This is a genomic window from Fulvimarina thalattae (assembly GCF_040239565.1).
Lineage (GTDB): Bacteria > Pseudomonadota > Alphaproteobacteria > Rhizobiales > Rhizobiaceae > Fulvimarina.
In genome coordinates, this window is record NZ_JBEHWS010000007.1 from 122323 (window position 1) to 141666 (window position 19344).

The window sequence follows — 19344 nt, forward strand, 5'->3', positions numbered from 1 at the left end:
ACCATACATTGAGGATTGCCGGGCGATAACCGACGCGAAGACTTGCGGGATGCCGCAGGAAACGCGGGAGTTATCGATGAACCGAAGCCAGATCATCGTTATAGGCGTGGCTGCTTTGGCCGCGATCGGCGCGGGTTTTGTCGCGCTGAATTTTTCGACTCCCGCCGAGCAGGAACCGGTCATCATCACCGCGGCCCCAGCGCAGCCGCCGGTCAAGCTCGAAGATGTCCTCATCTCCTCGAACGACGTGCCGATGGGCATGCGTTTCAATGGCGGCTTCGCCTGGCAGAAATGGCCGGTCGACGGCATCGGCGAAGGCTTTATCCTCAAGAAGGAACAGCCCCAAGCCATTAGTGAACTCGACGGCACGATCGCCCGGCAGGCCTTCTTTGCTGGCGAGCCCGTGCGCTCCAGCAAGCTGATCAAATCCGATTCCGGTTTTCTCTCCGCGCTTCTTCCGGCTGGCAAGCGGGCCGTTGCTGTTCAGATTGCGGCCGCCACTGCGGCTGGCGGTTTCATCCTGCCCAACGACCATGTCGACGTCATCATGACCCGTCGCGCAGAGGGCAACGACGGAGCAGGTTCGAAAATTCTCACCGAAACCGTGCTGCGCAATCTGCGTGTGCTTGCGATCGATCAGACGATCGAGGACACCGAAGGCCAGCGTAACGTCGTTGGCTCTGTCGCAACCCTTGAAGTCGATGGCGAACAGGCTGAAGCCCTGACCGCAGCCCAGCAGCTCGCCGATCGCTTCGTCCTGTCTCTGAGATCCCTTGCCGACTCGGTTCCCGGCTCGCCCGGCTACGCAGCCTTTCTCCTTGCCGAAGAGAAGGCCAAACGCGGGCCTGTGCGGATTGTCCGCTACGGCACGGTCGAAGATGTGAAGGTCCCAGAATGAGCGTCTCACTCCGTCCAGTGACCAAGATCGAGGAGCGTGCGATGTCGATCAAAACCCTTTCCCAAGCGCTCGCCCTCGCGGCCGCGGTAGTGCTTTCGCCGCTCGCGGCTACCCTTCCGGCCTATGCTCAGCAGAACATCGTTCAGGTCGGAGCTGGTCATACTCGGATCGACCTTGGGCTCGATAAGTCCAAGGTGCTGGTTCTGTCCGCCGACGCACACGACATTCTCGTTGCGAACCCATCGATTGCCGATGCGCTTACGCGCGACAAGCGGCACATCTATCTTTTCGGTAAGCAGGTTGGGCAGACGAACCTCATAGTCTTCGACCAGGCCAATCGTCAGATCGCTTCGATCGACATTCGCATCGAGCGCGACATCGCCGGCCTCTCGGCGGCGATCAGCAAATACGTCCCGGATTCCAACGTGAAGGTAGAGATCATGAACGACAACGTCGTTCTGACCGGCCGCGTTCGCACTCCGCTTGACGCTAAACGGGTCAGCCAGATCGCAAACGCTTATCTTACAGGTGGTGAGGCGACGACCGGCCAGTATATTCGTTCGGCCTCGGCGGGCGGCGAGGCGGAGGGGTCTAACGGCGATGTCGCATTCGCCAGCGAGGCACGCCGGGAAAGCCAGATCATCAATCTGCTGCAGATCGAAGGTGAGGATCAGGTGACGCTGAAAGTGACCGTCGCGGAGGTGCAGCGGTCTGTTGTCAAGCAGTTGGGGCTGAATGGTGCCGTCGGAAGCACGATAGACGGAATGACGTTTAACGCGATCTCCGACAATCCGTTCGGTTTAGGTAAAGCATTCTCGCAGTCCGGTGCTTCGCTTGGCGGTATGATTGGCAACACGGATATTGATGCTCAGCTGGCTGCTCTCGACCAGGCTGGGGTCATGCGCACGCTCGCAGAGCCAAGTCTTACCGCGATCTCAGGCGAGAGCGCGAGTTTCAAGGTTGGCGGTGAATTTACTCTGGCAAATGGTAAGGACGAAACTCCTGAAACCCGGACGCCAATTATAAATAACGCTGGAGAAATCGTCGGCTACGATACCACGCCGGCTTCCGTCGAGTATAAGAGCCGCGAAGTCGATTATGGAATTGGTCTCGATTTTACGCCGGTAGTTTTATCGCCGGGACGTATCAGTCTTAAGATACGTACGAGTGTATCTGAACCGACCTTCGAAAATCCTTTCAATACGCCAGCTGGTGTCGCGCCCGGTGTCAATACAATCGGTATCCGCAAACGCCTCGCCGACACCACCGTCGAACTCCCCTCCGGCGGCTCCCTCGTCATCGCAGGTCTCGTACGCGACGAAGTCCGTCAGGTCGTGTCAGGATTTCCGGGGCTTTCGAAGCTTCCGATCCTTGGATCGCTTTTCCGCAGCCGCGATTTTCAGCGCTACGAGACCGAACTCGTCGTGATCGTCACGCCCTATCTCGTACGACCCGTGGGTCGCGAGGCGCTCGCCCGACCGGACGATGGACTCGCTTTCGCTAGCGATGGTGCCGGCAACTTCCTGGGTAAGATCAACCGCGTCTACGGTCATTCCGAGACCAAGCTGCCCCCTGGCCGGTATCACGGCGTTGTCGGTTACATCTACAAATAGGCCGGAGATTTGAACATCATGATGCATTCCCTTCTCCGGCCGCTGGCCAAGGTCTCGCTCGTCGGTCTCGCTTTTGCGCTCGGTGCTTGCGGCAATGTCCACCATATCGAGGTGGGTTCGGTCCCCGATGACTACCGGACGCGCCACCCGATCGTCGTGTCGGAGGCCGACGAGGCGATCGATATTCCCGTGGTCTCCTCGGACCGCGAACTGGCGATGTCGGATAGCGGACGTATTCAGGACTTCGCCAGTCGTTTCCGCCGCTCCGGAGCGGACACGATGACCGTTCTTGTGCCTTACGGTTCCCGAAATTCGGCGGCAGCGACGAGCATCGCCCACGAGGCGACGCGGACGCTGATGAAGGCGGGTGTCTCACGCGATCGGATCATTCTTCAGAGCTATGCGGCTCACGATGCGTTGCGGGCGACTCCGGTGAGGCTGGCTTACTCCACGCTGGTTGCCCAGACCGGCCCTTGTGGTCGTTGGCCGGAAGATCTCGGCAGCACGCATGAGAACAAGAACTACGCCAATTTCGGCTGCGCCACACAGCAGAATCTTGCCGCCCAGATCGCCGATCCGCGAGACCTCCTGTCGCCTCGCGGCATGGGCCCGGTCGATGGCGAGCGCCGGGATCAGGTGATCGAGAAGTATCGCCAGGGTGAGCGCTTCTCGTCCGAACAGCCCCCGATGGAGAGCGAATACCAATGGTAAGCCGTTCCGAAAACAATCCGGCTGAGCTGCATGAAGATTATGAGGTCGGCGAGGTCGTGGAAAACGTCCGCCCGATCCCGCGCGTCTCGATTCAGGCCTTCTGCGAAAGTGACGCCGTCTGCAACACCCTTCAGAATGCGGCGGGGGACCGGCGCGTCGCAAAGGCGAACTTCAAGGTCAATATGGGCGGCCATCGTGCCGCGATCGACCACTTTTCGTCGTCGCCGACCCCTAATCTCGTCATCCTCGAGACGCGGATGGAACCGGTCGATCTGATGAAAGCGCTCGACACGCTCGCCGACGTCTGCGATCCGGGCTCGAAGGTCGTCGTCATAGGGCATTACAACGACGTCCACCTCTATCGTGAGCTGATGCGCTGCGGGATTTCGGAATATCTCGTCGCACCGATCTCTATCGCCGATATCCTGGGTGCGATCTCCGATATCTTCACCTCGGCGGACGCCGAGCCGCTCGGCCGTTCGATCGCTTTCCTCGGCGCGCGCGGCGGCGTGGGATCTTCGACAGTCGCACATAACGCCGTCTGGTCGATTTCGCAGCTCTTCGAAACGGAATCGATTCTCGCCGACTGCGATCTTGCTTTCGGAACGGCGAATATCGATTTCGATCGTGACCCGCCCCAAGGCATGTTCGAAGCACTGGCGTCTTATCAGGAGATGGACGAGACCCTGCTCGATCGCCTTCTCTCCAAGTGCGGCGAGCATCTGTCGCTTCTGGCCGCCCCGTCGGTCGTCGACCGCACCTATGAATTTGATCTCGAGGCTTATCGAATCCTCATCGAGACCGCCCAGCGGACTGCGCCGATCGTCGCGCTCGACATGCCGCATCTCTGGACGGACTGGACACGTTCGGTTCTCTCCGAGGTCGATCAGGTCGTTGTGACTGCGGCGCCTGATCTTGCAAATCTCCGCAACGCAAAGAACATCATCGAGACTCTTACGAAGCTGAGACCCAATGATGGGCCGCCGATCCTGGTAATGAGTCAGGTTGGTATACCGAAGAAGCCCGAGATCGCCATCGAGGAATTCTGCGAACCGCTGAACCTTCAGCCCGCGATCGTCCTGGGCTTCGAACCTGAGCTCTTCGGCGAGGCTGCGAATGGCGGACTGATGATCAGGCAGAGCGCGCCCAAGCACGACGTCGCCAAGCTGTTCGACGATCTGGCCCACCAGCTCACGGGACGCGGCATCGCCAAGGCCCCGAAGAAGCCCAGCCTGCTCGATCGTCTCGGTTTCAAGAAATCGGCGGCATGAAGTCCCGTCCCGCCGTACGGCACGGCTTGATCATGCTCTCAGAACCTCAGTGAGGGAGAGAGATAGGCAACATCTGGAGAGGTTGAATGTTCGGTAAACGCACCCAACAGAGCTCTTCGCCCGGCGGTGCGGTCGTTAAGGAGCGCTCGGTCGGCGAAGCGCCGAAACCCAAACCGAGCGCGCCTCCGGTTGCCGAACCCCCGCGCCGTGCTGCGAGCGAAAGCCGGTCGCGCGAGACTTATATGGTTGCAGAGGCGACGCCCGCGAAACCGGCAGCTTCCACGCGTGCGACCGGCAAGCGGGACGAGGCCTTTTACGACCGCAAGAGCCAGGTCTTTGCCGCGCTGATCGATACGATCGATCTGTCCCAGCTTGCCGGCATGGATATCGAGACAGCGCGAGAAGAAATCCGCGATATCGTCAACGACATCATCGCCATCAAGAACTATGCGATGACGATCGCCGAGCAGGAGGACCTGCTCGCCGACATCTGCAACGACGTTCTGGGCTATGGTCCACTCGAGCCTCTACTTGCGCGCGACGATATCGCCGATATCATGGTCAACGGAGCCAAGCAGACCTTTATCGAAGTCGATGGCAAGACCGTCGAAACGAACGTTCAGTTCCGTGATAATCAGCAGCTCCTGAATATCTGCCAGCGTATCGTCAGTCAGGTCGGGCGCCGCGTCGACGAGACCTCGCCAATCTGTGACGCTCGTCTTCCCGATGGATCGCGCGTCAACGTCATCGCACCGCCGCTTGCCCTCGATGGTGCAGCGTTGACCATTCGTAAGTTCAGGAAGGACAAGCTGACCCTCGATCAGCTCGTCAAATACGGAACGATCACGCCCGAAGGCGCCCAAATTCTTCAGATCATTGGCCGCGTTCGCTGCAACGTCGTAATCTCCGGGGGTACCGGCTCCGGTAAGACCACGCTTCTGAATTGTCTGACGCACTACATCGACCGCGACGAGCGCATCGTCACCTGCGAAGACTCGGCCGAACTTCAGCTTCAGCAGCCCCATGTGGTGCGCCTCGAAACGCGTCCGCCCAACATCGAAGGCGAGGGCGCGATCACCATGCGCGATCTCGTCAAGAACTGCCTGCGTATGCGTCCCGAGCGGATCGTGGTCGGCGAGGTGCGCGGACCAGAGGTCTTCGACCTTCTCCAGGCAATGAACACCGGCCATGACGGCTCCATGGGCACGATCCACGCCAACTCCCCGCGCGAATGCCTCAACCGTATGGAGTCGATGATCGCGATGGGCGGCTATTCGCTGCCTTCGAAGACCGTGAAGGAAATCATCTGCGGGTCGGTGGACGTTATCGTCCAGGCCGCGCGTCTTCGCGACGGTTCCCGCCGCATTACCCACATCACCGAGGTGGTGGGCATGGAAAGCGACGTGATCACCACCCAGGATCTGTTCGTCTACGACATCGAGGGCGAGGACGCGAGCGGCCGGCTCATCGGCAAGCATCGCTCGACGGGCATTGGACGTCCGAAATTCTGGGACAAGGCACGCTATTACGGCGAAGAAGGCCGGCTCGCCGCCGCGCTTGACGCCAGCAGCCCGGATAGCGAACGGGACGGCTTCTGATGACGCCTCTTACGATGATTTTCTTTGTTGTTCTGTCGACGCTAGCGGCCGGCGGCGTGGCCTATGCGCTCATGCAGCCTAAACTGGCGGCTTCGAAGCGCATGGCAGCGCGAAAGACCGCCTATTCGCGCGACGAGGCAGACCGCTCGCGGATGAGCGAGGCCAAGGAGCGCGTGCAGGAGCAAGCCAAGCGTCGGCGCGCGCTTCAGAGCAATCTCAAGGATCTGGAGGATCGCGCAAAGGAGCGAGGCGACCATTCCTCCAAGCCAACGCTTCAGCAGCGCATCAACCAGTCCGGTTTGAAGATTACGCCCAAGCAGTTTTACGTGGTTTCAGCGTGCCTCGCGTTCGCGGCTTTTCTCGTTTCGGTGGTCTTCGGACTGCCCCTCCTTGCCGCAGCTGGTATCGCCGTGATTTCCGGACTTGGATTACCGCATTTCTTTTTGGCGAACCGCAGAAAGAAGCGGATCAATGACTTCTCCAACAGCTTCCCGACCGCGATTGACCTGATCGTGCGCGGTGTGAAGGCCGGATTGCCACTCAACGACACGCTTCGAACCGTCGTCAGCGATGTGCCGGAGCCGGTCTCGGGTGAATTCCGCAAGATCGTCGAGGCGCAGCAGATGGGCGTCACGCTCTCCGATGCCTGCGAACGTCTCTACAAACAGGTGCCGCTTCCTGAAACGAACTTCTTCGCCATCGTCATCGCGATTCAGTCCCAGGCCGGCGGTAACCTGTCGGAGGCGCTTGGAAACCTTTCCAAGGTTCTACGTGAGCGCAAGAAAATGCGTCAGAAAATCCAGGCCGTGTCGATGGAGGCGAAAGCGTCTGCCAGTATCATCGGTGCCATCCCGCTCTTCGTTGCCGGCATGATTTACATCACTGCACCGGATTACATGAACGTACTTTTTCAGGACCCGCGCGGAAATTTCGTACTCATCGGTGCGGTGTTCTGGATGATCACCGGCGTTCTCATCATGAAGAAAATGATCAATTTCGATATCTGATATCGGCTTCCGCCATTTGTTGTCGACCGTCTGCCGTCCAGTTGACTGAAAGAACTGATCTCAATGCAAGAATTATTCGCATTATTCGGTATCCGACCAGAGGTCTTCTTCAGCATCGTCCTGTCGTGTGCTGTCTTTGTCAGTGTGCTCGCTGTCGTCCTGCCACAGCTTTCTCGCAGTCGTCTGCAGAGTCGCATGAAGTCGGTTGCGATCGAGCGCGACGAGATGCGGGCGCGAGAACGCGCCAAGCTCGGACGGGAAAAGGGCGGCAAACAGAGCCTTCGACAAATTGAGCAGAAAGGCGTTGCCTCAAAGGTCGTCGACTCACTCAATCTGAGGAAAGCGCTCGTCGACGAGGCGACGGTTGCCAAGCTCCGGGTCGCAGGCTTTCGCAGCCAGCGCAACCTGACTCTCTTCCTCTTTTTGCGGATCGTTTTGGCCTTGGCCCTGCTGGCCTTCGCACTGCTTTACATTATGGGATTTGGCTTTCTCGAAGGACAGCCGTTGATGATCCGGGTCGTCGCCTGTCTTGCTGTAGCCTATATCGGCTTCGTGCTGCCGGTGATGTACATTCGCAATGTGGCTACCAAGCGCCAGGCGTCAATTCAGCGGGCGTGGCCCGATGCACTCGACTTATTGCTGATCTGTGTGGAGTCCGGAAAGTCGATCGAGGCGTCCTTCAAGAAGGTCGCGGAAGAAATCGGCGTCCAGTCTGTCCCCTTGGCGGAGGAACTGGTCCTGACCTGCGCGGAGCTGTCATATCTTCCCGAGCGGCGTGCGGCATACGACAATCTCATGGCAAGAACGGATCTCGACGGTGTCCGCGCGACGATGACCGCGCTGACGCAGGCCGAGCGCTACGGTACGCCAGTCGGGACCGCACTCCGCACCATGGCTCAGGAAAACCGGGATCTGCGGATGAACCTTGCAGAAAAGAAAGCGGCTGCGTTGCCGCCCAAACTCACCGTGCCAATGATTGTTTTTTTCCTGCCGGTGCTTTTGGCTGTCATTCTGGCACCTGCCGCAATCAGCATCATGGATCAGATGTAGAAAAATGCGCTGCGTTGGGTCGCCAGCGCTGCCGGCTGCACTCCAGGTTTAAAGGCACGCTCGATCGTCAAGCCGTTTCCCGCTGGGCCTCTCCTTTTTCGCGGGTCTGATCCGTCATGTCGAAAAGCGGCGGGGCTTTCCCTGTCTTTGCGCCTGTGCCTGCTGGTCGAGGTCCATCTGCCGTCGTTTCACTTTGGCTCTCCAAAGCCATATCGGGCATAGCTTCACCGAGAAAGGTTTCCACAGCAGCTAGCAGGGGTTCACGGTAGCGATCCTTTTCTTGCAGCAATTCGTGCCGGGCTTCCGGGAGCGTCAGACTGGAGGCGGTGCGCATACGCCAGGCAAGTCTTTCTGCGGCGCGTGTCGAAACCACGCGATCCGAGCCCGCACAGATGAAGAGCGTCGGAATGGAATGCCGGGCGATCACTGTCGACCGGTCGAACCGTCTCATAGCGCTCGTCATGCTGGCGACCCAGCCGAAGGTCGGGGCGCTCAGAAAGAGCCCTGGATAAGTTTTAGCCAGCAGCTTGTTACGCTCGAAGCGTCGCGGGTCGCTCGTCAGGGGATTGTCAGCTGGTGTGCCGACGGCTCCCGGCAACGCGCCGATCTTGACCGGAACGCGACCGAAACCGACGAGCCGCGCGATCCAGGCGACGCCCGAAACCAGACCGGCGGGTATCCAGCTTTCCGGGAGGGAGACGAGCGGGGCGGTCAGGACCATGCGCTCGATGCGGTTCGTCAGTTCGTCAGCTGCGACGAGGGCGACAAGCCCGCCCATCGAATGAGCAAGGACCGAATAGGGCGGGCGGCAGTCCGGCAAAAGAAGATTCTTAACGACGCATTCGAGATCGGTACGATAGCCCTTCATTCGGCGAACATGTCCGATCCGCCGTCCGGTCTTTCGCGGGGGATCTGCTTTCTCGGCGGCTTTAAGACGCCGGGCTGCCGAAGCTCCCTGGCCGCGCCAGTCGAAGGTCGCGACTGTAAACCCACGCGCGTTGAGATCGGCCATGGTCTCAAAATATTTCTCGACTGTCTCGTTCCGCCCCTGAAGCAGCAGGATGGTGCCGCGATTGCCGTCGTCTGGCTTGGATATGGCGCATCTGAGTTCGACGCCGTCTGTCGTCGTCATGATTTTCGCAACGAGGTTCGGCGGGGCAGGATTGCCCTTGATCTCGACGAACCCGTCCGGCGTCATGTTTTCGCTCATCGAAGAATATCCAGGTAACCGGCCGTGCTGACTTTGAATATCGGCCTGTCGCGGCCAGCGCATATCCTTATCGCCGGTCGTGGCGAACCGTCAAAATCTCACTGTCCTTTGGTGCGGATCTGAGCTCCCAAAGAGCGAACCGGGAGCCCCGCGAGGGTCTCCCGGCTCTAGCGGCCACAGCGGAAGGGACGGGACGCTGCGACCGATTTCGTGCGACCTGCAAGCGTCTAGCTCCGCGGGCCACAGATCGGGTCGCGCTCGGTGTTAAGCTTTATATAGCAAATCAACGGGCGCGTCGAAGCGCGCCCTCACCGAATTGCCGAAACGTAGTGATCGCGGAATGAATGGAACCGGACATATCCGTTCATTTTCTGTTCATATCAGCTGCGCGATCGGCTGATAGCCGATCAATTTGCCGAATTGCCGCCTGTTAAACGGAACCGGCGTCCCGATAGAATGAATAACGATATACTCCCGAAAATTTTGTAGCTCCCCAACGGCATCCTCTCTTGAATCGAAAATCGCGGAAAACCATTTTTTGTTTATGGCCGCCGAAAGGGGTCACGGGCCGGGAAGCGTCGCCAGATGGGGCGTTTGGAACCGGTTCGATATTCACGCACACCGTTGCTTCTTAAGGAGAACACCTATGCGTCACGTTGATTTTGGTCCGCTGTACCGCTCGACCGTCGGCTTCGATCGTCTGTTTTCGATGCTCGACAATGTCTCGCAGCCGGAAAGCGGCCAAACCTATCCGCCCTATAACATCGAGCGTACCGGCGAGAACGACTACCGCATCACCATGGCGGTCGCGGGCTTTGCCGAAGATGAACTCTTCATCGAGTCCCGCGAGAACACGCTTCTGGTGAAGGGCGAAAAGGCCGAGAACGAGAGCGATAAGCAGGTCGAATATCTGCATCGCGGTATTGCCGGGCGTGCCTTCGAACGGCGCTTCCAGCTTGCCGATCACGTCGAGGTTCGCGGCGCGAGCCTCAAGAACGGCCTTCTGCACGTCGAACTCGAGCGCGTCATCCCCGAGCAGATGAAGCCGCGCAAGATCGAGATTTCGACCGCTGGCAATCAGAATGCCAAGAAGATCGAGACCGAAGCAGCCTGATCCAAGGCCCGCTTCCACCTATTCTGCGGCGTCCCGAAAGGGGCGCCGTTTTCGTATGGTTTCCGGTCTTTTCCTTCTTGAACAAAAAACGGCGGCCCGAAAGCCGCCGCTGCTTGCATTCAACCGGATGAACGCGTCAGCTCTGGCGCGGCACCGAGGGTCCGCGCGTCTGGCTGCGGGCGAAATCGGCCATCATCCGTGAGGTCGGCTCCGGATGGATGCCGCGCTCGTCATTCCGGCGTAGCGCCGTCCAGCCCGCGAGCCATTGGGCCCGGAAGTCGGAGCCGCGCGGATATTCGCAGGCCGACATCGGAAGATTGGTTTTATAGGCAAGCTTGCCCTGTTCGAATGCACTGATGGACATCAGATTTCTCCTCCTGTCTCAAATCCGTCATTCGAGGCGGATCACTCCGAAAGATACGTCGCTTCTCAAGCACGATCAAGGAGTTGGAGGAAATGATCGATATCCGCAGGTTCCGTCGACCATGAGGTGACGAGCCTTGCGAGCATCTCGTCCGGGCTCGTCAGGTCGTGCATGCCGTGCGGGGCATTCCAGTCATAGAAGACTGCGCCTTCGGCTCTCAGAGCCTCAGCTTGCGCCTTTCCAAAAACTGCGAAAACCTCGTTGGATTTCGTCGCCCAGGCCTGCCTCGCATTCGCAGAGGCGTCCAGCCCTTCGCGCAATCGATCGGCCATGGCGTTCGAATGGTCGGCGAGGCGCAGCCATAGATCGTCTTCCAGATAGGCAGTAAACTGCGCGGCGACGAAGCGCGTCTTCGAAAAGAGCTGCGCCCCTCGCTTGCGGATAAACGGAAACTGGGTCGCCTTCTCAGGATCGAATACGACGATCGCTTCGGCACACCAGCAGCCGTTTTTCGTCGCGCCGAAGGAGAGGATGTCGACCCCGAGTTTCCAGGTCATCTCGGCCGGCGACATGTTTGTCGCGCTGAGGGCATTGGCGAACCGCGCGCCGTCCATGTGAAGCGTCAATCCGCGCTTGTGGGTGATCGCCGCGATCGCCTCTACCTCGCTGGCGGTGTAGATCGTACCGGCCTCACCGGGCTGGCTGATCGTGACCGCCATCGGCTGCCCGGCATGAACGAAGTCCGGTTTGAAGCGCGCGAGCTCGCGTTCGAGATTCGCCGGGTCGATCTTCCCGTCGGGACCGTCGACCGGAGCCATCCGCGCGCCGTGCGTGAAGAACTCCGGCGCGCCGCATTCGTCCTCGATGACATGAGCCTCGCGATGGCACATGACGACGCCGCCCGGCCGGTTGACCGAGGCGAAGGCGAGCGAGTTGGCTGCCGTGCCCGTACCGACGAAGAAGACGGCCACTTCCCGCTCGAAGAGTTCGTCGAAGCGCCGCTCGACAGCCTTGTCGAGGTCACTGGCGCCGTAGGCCGCGGCCATTCCGGCGCTCGCGCGTGCGATAGATTCGTTGATGGCGGGATGAGCGCCGGACCAGTTGTCGGATGCGAAGTTCATGAGACGGCGGCGTATAGCGGAGCATCGCGAGGCGCAAGCCGGATCACTGTCGCAGACCGCCTCTAGGCAGGTTCAGCGCGGCTTTTCGCCTGCTTGCTCACCTCTTGCGCATCTGGCATATTTCCGGTAATAGGACAGCAATGCTGCCATAATTTTCGGTCCGGGGTCGCCCGCTCCGGAAAGCCTGACAAATAAAGGGTGCCGCCATGATCCTCATGGTCGACGTGCCCTTATGGCGGATGGAGACACTTGCGGACCGGGCGATAGGCCCGTAACCGCGTCACCCATCAGAGATGATTTTTGAAGAATCGCGTCGGCTCAGGCGACGCGTGGAGAGGACGACGACGCGATGACGAAGATGACGCCATCCCTCGAACTCAGCGCTTCGAGCGCGCCCATCGCGCTGAGCGCGAACCTCACGGTTCCAGCCGTCAAGGGTGAGTTTGACCGGACCCGGCCGACGCGTGCCGGTCTCTATGATCCGCGCAACGAGCACGATGCCTGCGGCGTTGGCTTCATCGCCCATATGAAGAACGAGAAGTCCCATTCGATCGTCGCGAAGGGCCTGGAAATTCTGGAAAACCTAACCCATCGCGGCGCGGTGGGCGCCGATCCTCTGATGGGCGACGGCGCGGGCATGCTGGTCCAGATCCCGCATGAATTCTTCAAGGCCGTCATGGCGGAGCAGGGCGTCGAACTCCCCGAGCCGGGGCACTATGGCGTCGCGCATATCTTCATGCCGCAGGACGAGCAGATGCGGGCCCGCATCCTCGATATCGTCGAAGAGTCGGTTGCGAGCGAGGGGCAGTCGATCCTCGGCTGGCGCGACGTTCCGGTGTCGAACGATTCGCTTTCCACCGCGCCGGAAATTGTCGCCACCGAGCCGGTTCACCAGCAGCTGTTCATCCGCCGGTCGGCCGATATCGCTTCGGATGACGACTTCGAACGTAAGCTCTACATCCTGCGCAAGGTGATCTCGAACCGCGTGCAGGCCGAAGAGGACGGGCGCGATCACGGCTTCTATCCGGTCTCGTTCTCCTGCCGCACCATCGTCTACAAGGGCATGTTCCTCGCCTATCAGCTCGGCCGCTATTACGCCGATCTGAAGGACGAGCGTTTCACGTCCGCGCTCGCGCTCGTTCACCAGCGGTTCTCGACCAACACCTTCCCGTCCTGGAAGCTGTCGCATCCCTACCGGATGATCGCGCATAACGGCGAGATCAACACCCTGCGCGGCAACGTGAACTGGATGGCGGCGCGGCAGGCCTCGGTCGATTCCGAACTCCTCGGCAACGACATCTCCAAGCTCTGGCCGATCTCCTACGAAGGTCAGTCGGACACGGCCTGTTTCGACAACGCTCTCGAATTCCTCGTCGAGGGCGGCTATCCGCTCGCCCATGCGATGATGATGCTGATCCCGGAAGCCTGGGCTGGCAACAAGCAGATGGCGCCTGAAACCAAGGCCTTCTACGAATATCACGCTGCGCTGATGGAGCCCTGGGACGGCCCGGCCGCCGTCGCCTTCACCGACGGAAGGCAGATCGGCGCGACGCTTGACCGCAACGGCCTGCGTCCGGCTCGTTATATCGTCACCGACGACGATCTCGTCATCATGGCCTCCGAGGCCGGCACGCTTGCCATCGACGAGTCCAAGGTCGTCAAGAAGTGGCGTCTCCAACCTGGCCGCATGCTCCTCATCGACCTCGACAAGGGACGCATCGTCTCTGACGAGGAGATCAAGAAGGAGATGGCCGAGGCGCACCCCTATGCGGACTGGGTGAAGAATACCCAGATCATCCTCGAAGACCTGAAGCCCGTCGCTCCGCGCGCTTCGCGCTCGGATGTCTCGCTGCTCGATCGCCAGCAGGCCTTCGGCTACACGCTGGAGGATACCCGTGCGCTGATGGCTCCGATGGCCACTACCGGCCAGGAAGGCATCGGCTCCATGGGGACCGATACGCCGATCTCGGCTATGTCGGGCGAGGCGAAGCTCCTCTATACCTATTTCAAGCAGAACTTCGCGCAGGTGACGAACCCACCGATCGATCCGATCCGCGAAGAGCTGGTGATGAGCCTCGTCTCCTTCATCGGCCCGCGTCCGAACATCTTCGATCTGGAGGGCCTGTCGCGCAAGAAGCGGCTCGAAGTGCGCCAGCCGATCCTGACGAACGGCGATCTCGAAAAGATCCGCAATATCGGCCACACCGAGGACCGCTTCGATACCAAGACCATCGACATGACCTATCCCGCGGCCCAAGGGGCTGACGGCATGGAAGGCGCGCTCGATCGGCTCTGCGAACGGGCCGAGGCGGCGGTCGTCGGCGGCTACAACATCATCATCTTGTCGGATCGTCAGGTCGGCCCTGACCGCCTGCCGATCCCGGCGCTGCTCGCCTGCGCGGCCGTCCACCATCACCTGATCCGCAAGGGTCTGAGGACGGCGGCAGGTCTCGTCATCGAATCCGGCGAGCCGCGTGAAGTGCATCACTTCGCCTGTCTTGCGGGCTACGGCGCCGAGGCGATCAACCCCTATCTTGCATTCGATTCCCTGCTCGCCATGCATCAGCGTGGGGAGTTCCCGCCAGAGGTCGACACCAACGAGGTGGTGACCCGCTACATCAAGGCGATCGGCAAGGGCATCCTGAAGGTCATGTCCAAGATGGGCATCTCGACCTACCAGTCCTATTGCGGCGCTCAGATCTTCGACGTGGTCGGCCTCAACACCGAATTCGTCGAGAAGTATTTCACGCGGACCGCAACCACGATCGAGGGCATCGGCCTCGCCGAGGTCGCCAAGGAGAGTGAGCAGCGTCACAGCGCCGCATTCTCCGACGATCCGGTGCTGGCCCGTTCGCTCGCCGTCGGCGGTGAATACGCCTATCGCATCCGCGGCGAGAAGCACATGTGGACGCCCGACAACGTGGCGACGCTTCAGCATGCGGTGCGCACCGACAGCTGGGATCGCTATCAGGAATACGCCGCCCAGGTGAACGAGGCCACGACGGAGCAGCAGACCATCCGTGGCCTGTTCCGGGTCAAGAGCGCGGAAGAGCAGGGCCGCAAGCCGATCCCGATCGATGAGGTCGAGCCGGCCAAGGACATCGTCCGGCGCTTTGTGACCGGGGCCATGTCCTTTGGTTCGATCTCGCGTGAGGCGCACACCACGCTCGCCCGCGCCATGAATCAGATCGGCGGCAAGTCGAACACGGGTGAGGGCGGTGAAGAGGCCGATCGCTTCCAGCCGATGCGCGACGGCTCGTCGAACCCGGAGCGTTCCGCCATCAAGCAGATCGCCTCGGGGCGTTTCGGCGTGACGACGGAATATCTCGTCAACGGCGACATGCTGCAGATCAAGATCGCGCAAGGGGCCAAGCCCGGCGAGGGCGGCCAGCTGCCCGGCCACAAGGTGGACGCGACGATCGCCAAGACCCGCTTCTCGACACCGGGCGTCGGCCTCATTTCGCCGCCGCCGCACCACGACATTTATTCGATCGAGGATCTGGCCCAGCTGATCTACGATTTGAAGAACGTGAACCCGGCGGCCGACGTCTCGGTGAAGCTCGTCTCGGAAGTCGGCTGCGGCACGGTCGCGGCGGGCGTTGCCAAGGCGCGCGCGGACCATGTCACGATCTCCGGTTATGACGGCGGGACAGGCGCTTCGCCGCTGACCTCGATCAAGCATGCCGGCTCCCCTTGGGAGATGGGCCTTGCCGAGACCCAGCAGACGCTGGTGCTCAACGGCCTTCGGTCGCGCATCTGCCTTCAGGTCGATGGCGGCCTGCGCACGGGCCGCGACGTTCTCATCGGCGCGTTGCTGGGAGCCGACGAGTTCGGCTTTTCTACCGCGCCGCTGATCGCCGCCGGCTGCATCATGATGCGCAAGTGCCATCTTAACACCTGCCCGGTGGGCGTCGCGACCCAGGACCCGGTCCTGCGCCAGCGCTTCAAGGGCGCGCCGGAGCATGTGGTCAACTACTTCTTCTACGTTGCGGAAGAGGTGCGGATGTTAATGGCCGAGATGGGCGTGAAGTCCCTCGCCGAGCTCATCGGCCAGTCCGACTGGCTCGACAAGCGCGAGGTCATCGAGCACTGGAAGGCGCGGGGTATCGACTTCACCAACGTCTTCTTCAAGCCGAAGGCCGAGAAGGAGGAGATGCGCTGGACCAAGCTTCAGCAGCATCCGATCGATGACATTCTCGACCGCAAGCTCATCAAGGAGGCCGAAGCCGCGCTTACGGCCCGCCAGAAGGTCGAGATCGAGACCAAGATCATCAATGTCGACCGCTCGGCCGGCGCGATGCTCTCCGGCGAGGTCTGCAAGCGCTTCGGGCTCAAGGGCCTGCGCGACGACACGATCCACGTGAAGCTGACCGGCACGGCCGGCCAGAGCTTCGGCGCGTTCCTCGCCCACGGCGTGACGTTCGAACTCTCCGGCGAAGCCAATGACTATGTCGGCAAGGGCATTTCCGGTGGGCGGATCATCGTGAAGCCGAGCGAGGAAGCACGGATCGTTCCCGAGGAATCGATCATCGTCGGCAACACCGTGCTTTACGGCGCGATCTCCGGCGAGTGTTACTTCCGGGGCGTCGCCGGCGAGCGCTTCGCCGTTCGCAACTCCGGCGCGATCGCGGTGGTCGAGGGCGCGGGCGACCATGGCTGCGAGTACATGACCGGCGGTGTCGTCGTCATTCTCGGCAAGACCGGCCGCAACTTCGCGGCGGGCATGTCGGGCGGCGTGGCTTACGTGTTCGACGAACTCGGCGACTTCTCAGAGCGCTGCAACATGGCGATGGTCGATCTCGAACCGGTGCCGGAGGAGGACGACCTCCTCGAAAAGCTGCACCACCATGGCGGTGACCTGCAGCACAAGGGCCGTGTCGACGTCTCCTCCGACATGACACGCCACGACGACGAGCGGCTCTTCCAGCTGATCTCGAACCATCTCCATTACACCGGCTCCAGCCGCGCCAAGGAGATGCTCGACAACTGGGAGCACTACCGCCCGAAATTTGTAAAGGTCATGCCGGTCGAATACCGCCGCGCGCTACAAGAGATGGAACGCATGAAGATGGGTGTCGCTGCGGAGTGAAGCAGCTACTCCTCTGGATTAGTGGCAATGTCACGCAAGCTATCGCCGGCTTTACGGCGATAGCGGTTTTCTTGTCTTTCTCTTTTATTGTTGGATATTATGGCGTTTTTTCTCGGAATGTAATCTCTTTGCTTTCAGTGAATGAGATGTTTTATGCCTTAGCGTATAGCGCGTCAGTAGTATTTCCGGGCATAGTTGCCGGCTTTATTATAAATAATTGGAAAACACCATTTGCGTTCTTGGAAGAAGCTCAAAACCTGAACACGGAAAAAGAATTAATTAACAAAACGCAGCTCTCTCGATTAGAAGGCGTAATTTATCGAATATTAAAGTCCATACTTAGTCGATTCGGATTTTTTCTGATTTCTTCGATCTGTTTTATTTTTCACTCTTTAGTGTACGATTTGCTGAGTGCTATTATTGTATTTTTTATTTTGTATTTTTTCTTGGGGTTTTATGTATTTTTTGGAATTATTACTGGTGGAATCCAATCTGTTGTTGCAATAGCTAGCTTGTTTCTGGCTGGCTTTTTAATGTCCTCTAGTTATGGGAAGTATGTATTCTTTTCTGACTTAAATTCTGCGAAGAACGGAATTGTTTGTGTGATGTTTAAAAAAGAAAATAAAGTCGTTTCAGGAGGTCTAATTAACATGACATCTAATTTTTCTCTTGTTTACCGAGCCGGAAAAACAGAATTAGTGTTCAAGAGCAATATTAGGGGGGCGTCCAAGGCGATAGAGACGGAATTTTTGGGTGGCCTCCTTGAGCAAGGCGGCGTCGCTTCTACCTGTCACGCCACCGAAAAGACTACGAAAAAAGGAACAAAATAGTGGCCGATTACAAACTCTGGGGCTTCGATGGCTCCACCTATGTTCGCACCGTGAAGATGCTCTTCGCCGAAAAGCATGGCGGCAATTACGAGCAGGTTCAGGTAAACGTTCTCGAAGGCGAACCGAAGAGCGAGGAGCATCGCGAGCGCCACCCGTTCGGCAAGGTGCCGGTGCTCGACCACAAGGATTTTCGCATCTACGAGACGCCGGCGATCTGCCAGTATCTCGACGTGCTGCTGCCGGGGATCGCACTGATCCCGTCCGACCCGAAGAGCCGGGCGCGCATGGACATGGTCACCAATATCGTCGACTCGTACACCTATGGCCCGGCGATCGGTGGTGTCGTCGCCTATCATCTCTTCCCGGATTTCGTCGGCGGCAAGGACGAGGACGCCCATAAGCAGGGCATCGCGGACACCAAGCACGCGCTGATCCAGCTGATGAAGATCAAGGGCAGCGACCATTATCTTGCCGGCGAGCAGATATCGATCGCGGATCTCTATCTCGCGCCGATCGTCGCCTACATCGCCATGACGCCCCACAAGGACGAGTTCCTGAATGAGATCGACGGTCTGTCGGATTGGTGGGAGCTGATCTCCAACCGTGAGAGCTTCAAGGCGACCGATCCGTCCTGATTCATGCGGCTTGTTCTGCTACCGGAATAAGCGTATATTTCTGGCATATGCCATTGGCATATGCCAGTTTTCGTTTGCAGGGTTTGGCGTCGGTTTCGGGCCTTCTGCGAGGGAGGTGCTTCCATGGTTGCACTGAAGGAAAGGCGCGCGAAAATCTTCAAGAACGGCCGCAGCCGGGCCGTGCGCATTCCGGCGGAGTTCGAATTCGATGCGCAGGAGGTGATCCTGCGGCAGGCAGAGAACGGCGAGATCACGATCTCTCCGATGTCACCAAAGGAAAAGAACCAGGCATTTCGGGAAATGCTCGAGCGTTTTGCCGCGGAAGGCCCACTCGGTCCGGAGGGTGAGTTTCCGGACATCGACGACAGCGATATGCTGCCGCTCGATGAGAGCCATCTCGGAGATTTTCCTGAAGACGAAGAGCGATGATCAGCTTTTTGTTGGACACTAATGCGTTCAGCGAGTTGACCCGATCGAAATTCGGAGCCGTGGGACGCAGGGTTATCGATCAGGGCGTAGGTGTCTGTGGCGTCAGTGTCATCAGTGCCGGAGAAATTTACTACGGTGCTGAATGGAAGTCCGGGCGCCGCCTTCGCCAGCGGATTGATGAGGCTCTTGAATATCTGGCGGTTCTTCCCTTCGAACCACCAGCCGATCGCATCTACGGAAAGATCCGAGCCGATCTTCGCCACAACGGCACTTCCATCGGCCCAAACGACCTCCTTATTGCAGCGCACGCGCTTGCACTCGATGTTGTTTTGGTGACAGACAACGAGAACGAATTCTCACGTATCCCCGACCTACGCATAGAGAACTGGTTGCGGGGCTGACGC

16 protein-coding genes are annotated in these 19344 nt (G+C 59.5%); 13 read left to right on the forward strand and 3 right to left on the reverse strand.

Annotated features, from left to right (window positions below):
• Positions 1 to 76 precede the first annotated feature (76 nt).
• The 7 genes from cpaB (at position 77) to ABRA89_RS11350 (ending at position 8148) form a co-directional block, all read left to right on the forward strand.
• Positions 77 to 898, forward strand: coding sequence for a Flp pilus assembly protein CpaB (gene cpaB, locus ABRA89_RS11320; protein WP_349941579.1), 822 nt, complete (start codon positions 77 to 79; stop codon positions 896 to 898).
• On the forward strand, positions 895 to 2511 hold the full coding sequence (locus ABRA89_RS11325; RefSeq protein WP_349941580.1) for a type II and III secretion system protein family protein: 1617 nt from the start codon (positions 895 to 897) through the stop codon (positions 2509 to 2511). The genes cpaB and ABRA89_RS11325 overlap by 4 nt, the downstream gene beginning before the upstream one ends.
• Before the next feature lie 18 nt (positions 2512 to 2529).
• Entirely contained in the window at positions 2530 to 3222 is a 693-nt protein-coding gene (locus tag ABRA89_RS11330) for a CpaD family pilus assembly protein (RefSeq protein ID WP_349941581.1), read from the forward strand.
• A complete protein-coding gene (locus ABRA89_RS11335) occupies positions 3216 to 4493 on the forward strand; it encodes a CtpF protein (protein ID WP_349941582.1) in 1278 nt (425 codons plus the stop codon). The genes ABRA89_RS11330 and ABRA89_RS11335 overlap by 7 nt, the downstream gene beginning before the upstream one ends.
• Before the next feature lie 86 nt (positions 4494 to 4579).
• On the forward strand, positions 4580 to 6091 hold the full coding sequence (locus ABRA89_RS11340; RefSeq protein WP_349941583.1) for a CpaF family protein: 1512 nt from the start codon (positions 4580 to 4582) through the stop codon (positions 6089 to 6091).
• Positions 6091 to 7098, forward strand: a complete 1008-nt coding sequence (locus tag ABRA89_RS11345) for a type II secretion system F family protein (protein WP_349941584.1) — start codon at positions 6091 to 6093, stop codon at positions 7096 to 7098. Before ABRA89_RS11340 ends, ABRA89_RS11345 begins: the two co-directional genes overlap by 1 nt.
• A gap of 63 nt (positions 7099 to 7161) precedes the next feature.
• A complete protein-coding gene (locus ABRA89_RS11350; protein ID WP_349941585.1) occupies positions 7162 to 8148 on the forward strand; it encodes a type II secretion system F family protein in 987 nt (328 codons plus the stop codon).
• Positions 8149 to 8215: 67 nt separating this feature from the next.
• Here ABRA89_RS11350 and ABRA89_RS11355 read toward each other — a convergent pair whose 3' ends face one another.
• Positions 8216 to 9358: an alpha/beta hydrolase gene (locus ABRA89_RS11355; RefSeq protein ID WP_349941586.1), complete on the reverse strand. Its 1143-nt coding sequence runs from the start codon at positions 9356 to 9358 to the stop codon at positions 8216 to 8218.
• Positions 9359 to 10004: 646 nt separating this feature from the next.
• Here ABRA89_RS11355 and ABRA89_RS11360 point away from each other — a divergent pair.
• Positions 10005 to 10472, forward strand: a complete 468-nt coding sequence (locus ABRA89_RS11360) for an Hsp20 family protein (protein WP_349941587.1) — start codon at positions 10005 to 10007, stop codon at positions 10470 to 10472.
• A 136-nt stretch (positions 10473 to 10608) separates the two neighbouring features.
• On the opposite strand, the gene ABRA89_RS11365 is transcribed toward ABRA89_RS11360, so the two are convergent.
• Both ABRA89_RS11365 and ABRA89_RS11370 read right to left on the reverse strand, forming a co-directional pair.
• Positions 10609 to 10836, reverse strand: a complete 228-nt coding sequence (locus tag ABRA89_RS11365) for an Rmf/CrpP family protein (RefSeq protein WP_349941588.1) — start codon at positions 10834 to 10836, stop codon at positions 10609 to 10611.
• A 65-nt stretch (positions 10837 to 10901) separates the two neighbouring features.
• Complete coding sequence (locus ABRA89_RS11370; protein WP_349941589.1) at positions 10902 to 11957, reverse strand: threonine aldolase family protein; 1056 nt, start codon at positions 11955 to 11957, stop codon at positions 10902 to 10904.
• Between the two features lie 349 nt (positions 11958 to 12306).
• Here ABRA89_RS11370 and gltB point away from each other — a divergent pair, with 349 nt between their 5' ends.
• The 5 genes from gltB to ABRA89_RS11395 all read left to right on the forward strand — a co-directional run bounded on the left by gltB (position 12307) and on the right by ABRA89_RS11395 (position 19341).
• Positions 12307 to 17046 (forward strand): glutamate synthase large subunit, encoded by a 4740-nt coding sequence (gltB, locus tag ABRA89_RS11375; protein ID WP_349941590.1) that lies wholly within the window; start codon positions 12307 to 12309, stop codon positions 17044 to 17046.
• Complete coding sequence (locus ABRA89_RS11380) at positions 17043 to 17876, forward strand: hypothetical protein (RefSeq protein WP_349941591.1); 834 nt, start codon at positions 17043 to 17045, stop codon at positions 17874 to 17876. The genes gltB and ABRA89_RS11380 overlap by 4 nt, the downstream gene beginning before the upstream one ends.
• Positions 17876 to 18511: a glutathione S-transferase family protein gene (locus ABRA89_RS11385; protein WP_349941592.1), complete on the forward strand. Its 636-nt coding sequence runs from the start codon at positions 17876 to 17878 to the stop codon at positions 18509 to 18511. The genes ABRA89_RS11380 and ABRA89_RS11385 overlap by 1 nt, the downstream gene beginning before the upstream one ends.
• A 123-nt stretch (positions 18512 to 18634) precedes the next feature.
• Positions 18635 to 18940, forward strand: a complete 306-nt coding sequence (locus tag ABRA89_RS11390) for an antitoxin (RefSeq protein WP_349941593.1) — start codon at positions 18635 to 18637, stop codon at positions 18938 to 18940.
• Positions 18937 to 19341 carry a PIN domain-containing protein gene (locus ABRA89_RS11395; RefSeq protein WP_349941594.1) on the forward strand — a complete coding sequence of 135 codons (405 nt, stop codon included), beginning with the start codon at positions 18937 to 18939 and terminating at the stop codon, positions 19339 to 19341. Before ABRA89_RS11390 ends, ABRA89_RS11395 begins: the two co-directional genes overlap by 4 nt.
• Positions 19342 to 19344 lie beyond the last annotated feature (3 nt).

Bases quoted from the DNA above. Each gene is read 5' to 3' on its own strand.
- gltB (WP_349941590.1), top strand. From the start codon at position 12,307: ATGACGAAGATGACGCCATCCCTCGAACTCAGCGCTTCGAGCGCGCCC.
- ABRA89_RS11360 (WP_349941587.1), top strand. From the start codon at position 10,005: ATGCGTCACGTTGATTTTGGTCCGCTGTACCGCTCGACCGTCGGCTTC.
- cpaB (WP_349941579.1), top strand. From the start codon at position 77: ATGAACCGAAGCCAGATCATCGTTATAGGCGTGGCTGCTTTGGCCGCG.
- ABRA89_RS11330 (WP_349941581.1), top strand. From the start codon at position 2,530: ATGATGCATTCCCTTCTCCGGCCGCTGGCCAAGGTCTCGCTCGTCGGT.
- ABRA89_RS11350 (WP_349941585.1), top strand. From the start codon at position 7,162: ATGCAAGAATTATTCGCATTATTCGGTATCCGACCAGAGGTCTTCTTC.
- ABRA89_RS11335 (WP_349941582.1), top strand. From the start codon at position 3,216: ATGGTAAGCCGTTCCGAAAACAATCCGGCTGAGCTGCATGAAGATTAT.
- ABRA89_RS11370 (WP_349941589.1), bottom strand. From the start codon at position 11,957: ATGAACTTCGCATCCGACAACTGGTCCGGCGCTCATCCCGCCATCAAC.
- ABRA89_RS11365 (WP_349941588.1), bottom strand. From the start codon at position 10,836: ATGTCCATCAGTGCATTCGAACAGGGCAAGCTTGCCTATAAAACCAAT.
- ABRA89_RS11390 (WP_349941593.1), top strand. From the start codon at position 18,635: ATGGTTGCACTGAAGGAAAGGCGCGCGAAAATCTTCAAGAACGGCCGC.
- ABRA89_RS11355 (WP_349941586.1), bottom strand. From the start codon at position 9,358: ATGAGCGAAAACATGACGCCGGACGGGTTCGTCGAGATCAAGGGCAAT.
- ABRA89_RS11395 (WP_349941594.1), top strand. From the start codon at position 18,937: ATGATCAGCTTTTTGTTGGACACTAATGCGTTCAGCGAGTTGACCCGA.
- ABRA89_RS11325 (WP_349941580.1), top strand. From the start codon at position 895: ATGAGCGTCTCACTCCGTCCAGTGACCAAGATCGAGGAGCGTGCGATG.
- ABRA89_RS11345 (WP_349941584.1), top strand. From the start codon at position 6,091: ATGACGCCTCTTACGATGATTTTCTTTGTTGTTCTGTCGACGCTAGCG.
- ABRA89_RS11340 (WP_349941583.1), top strand. From the start codon at position 4,580: ATGTTCGGTAAACGCACCCAACAGAGCTCTTCGCCCGGCGGTGCGGTC.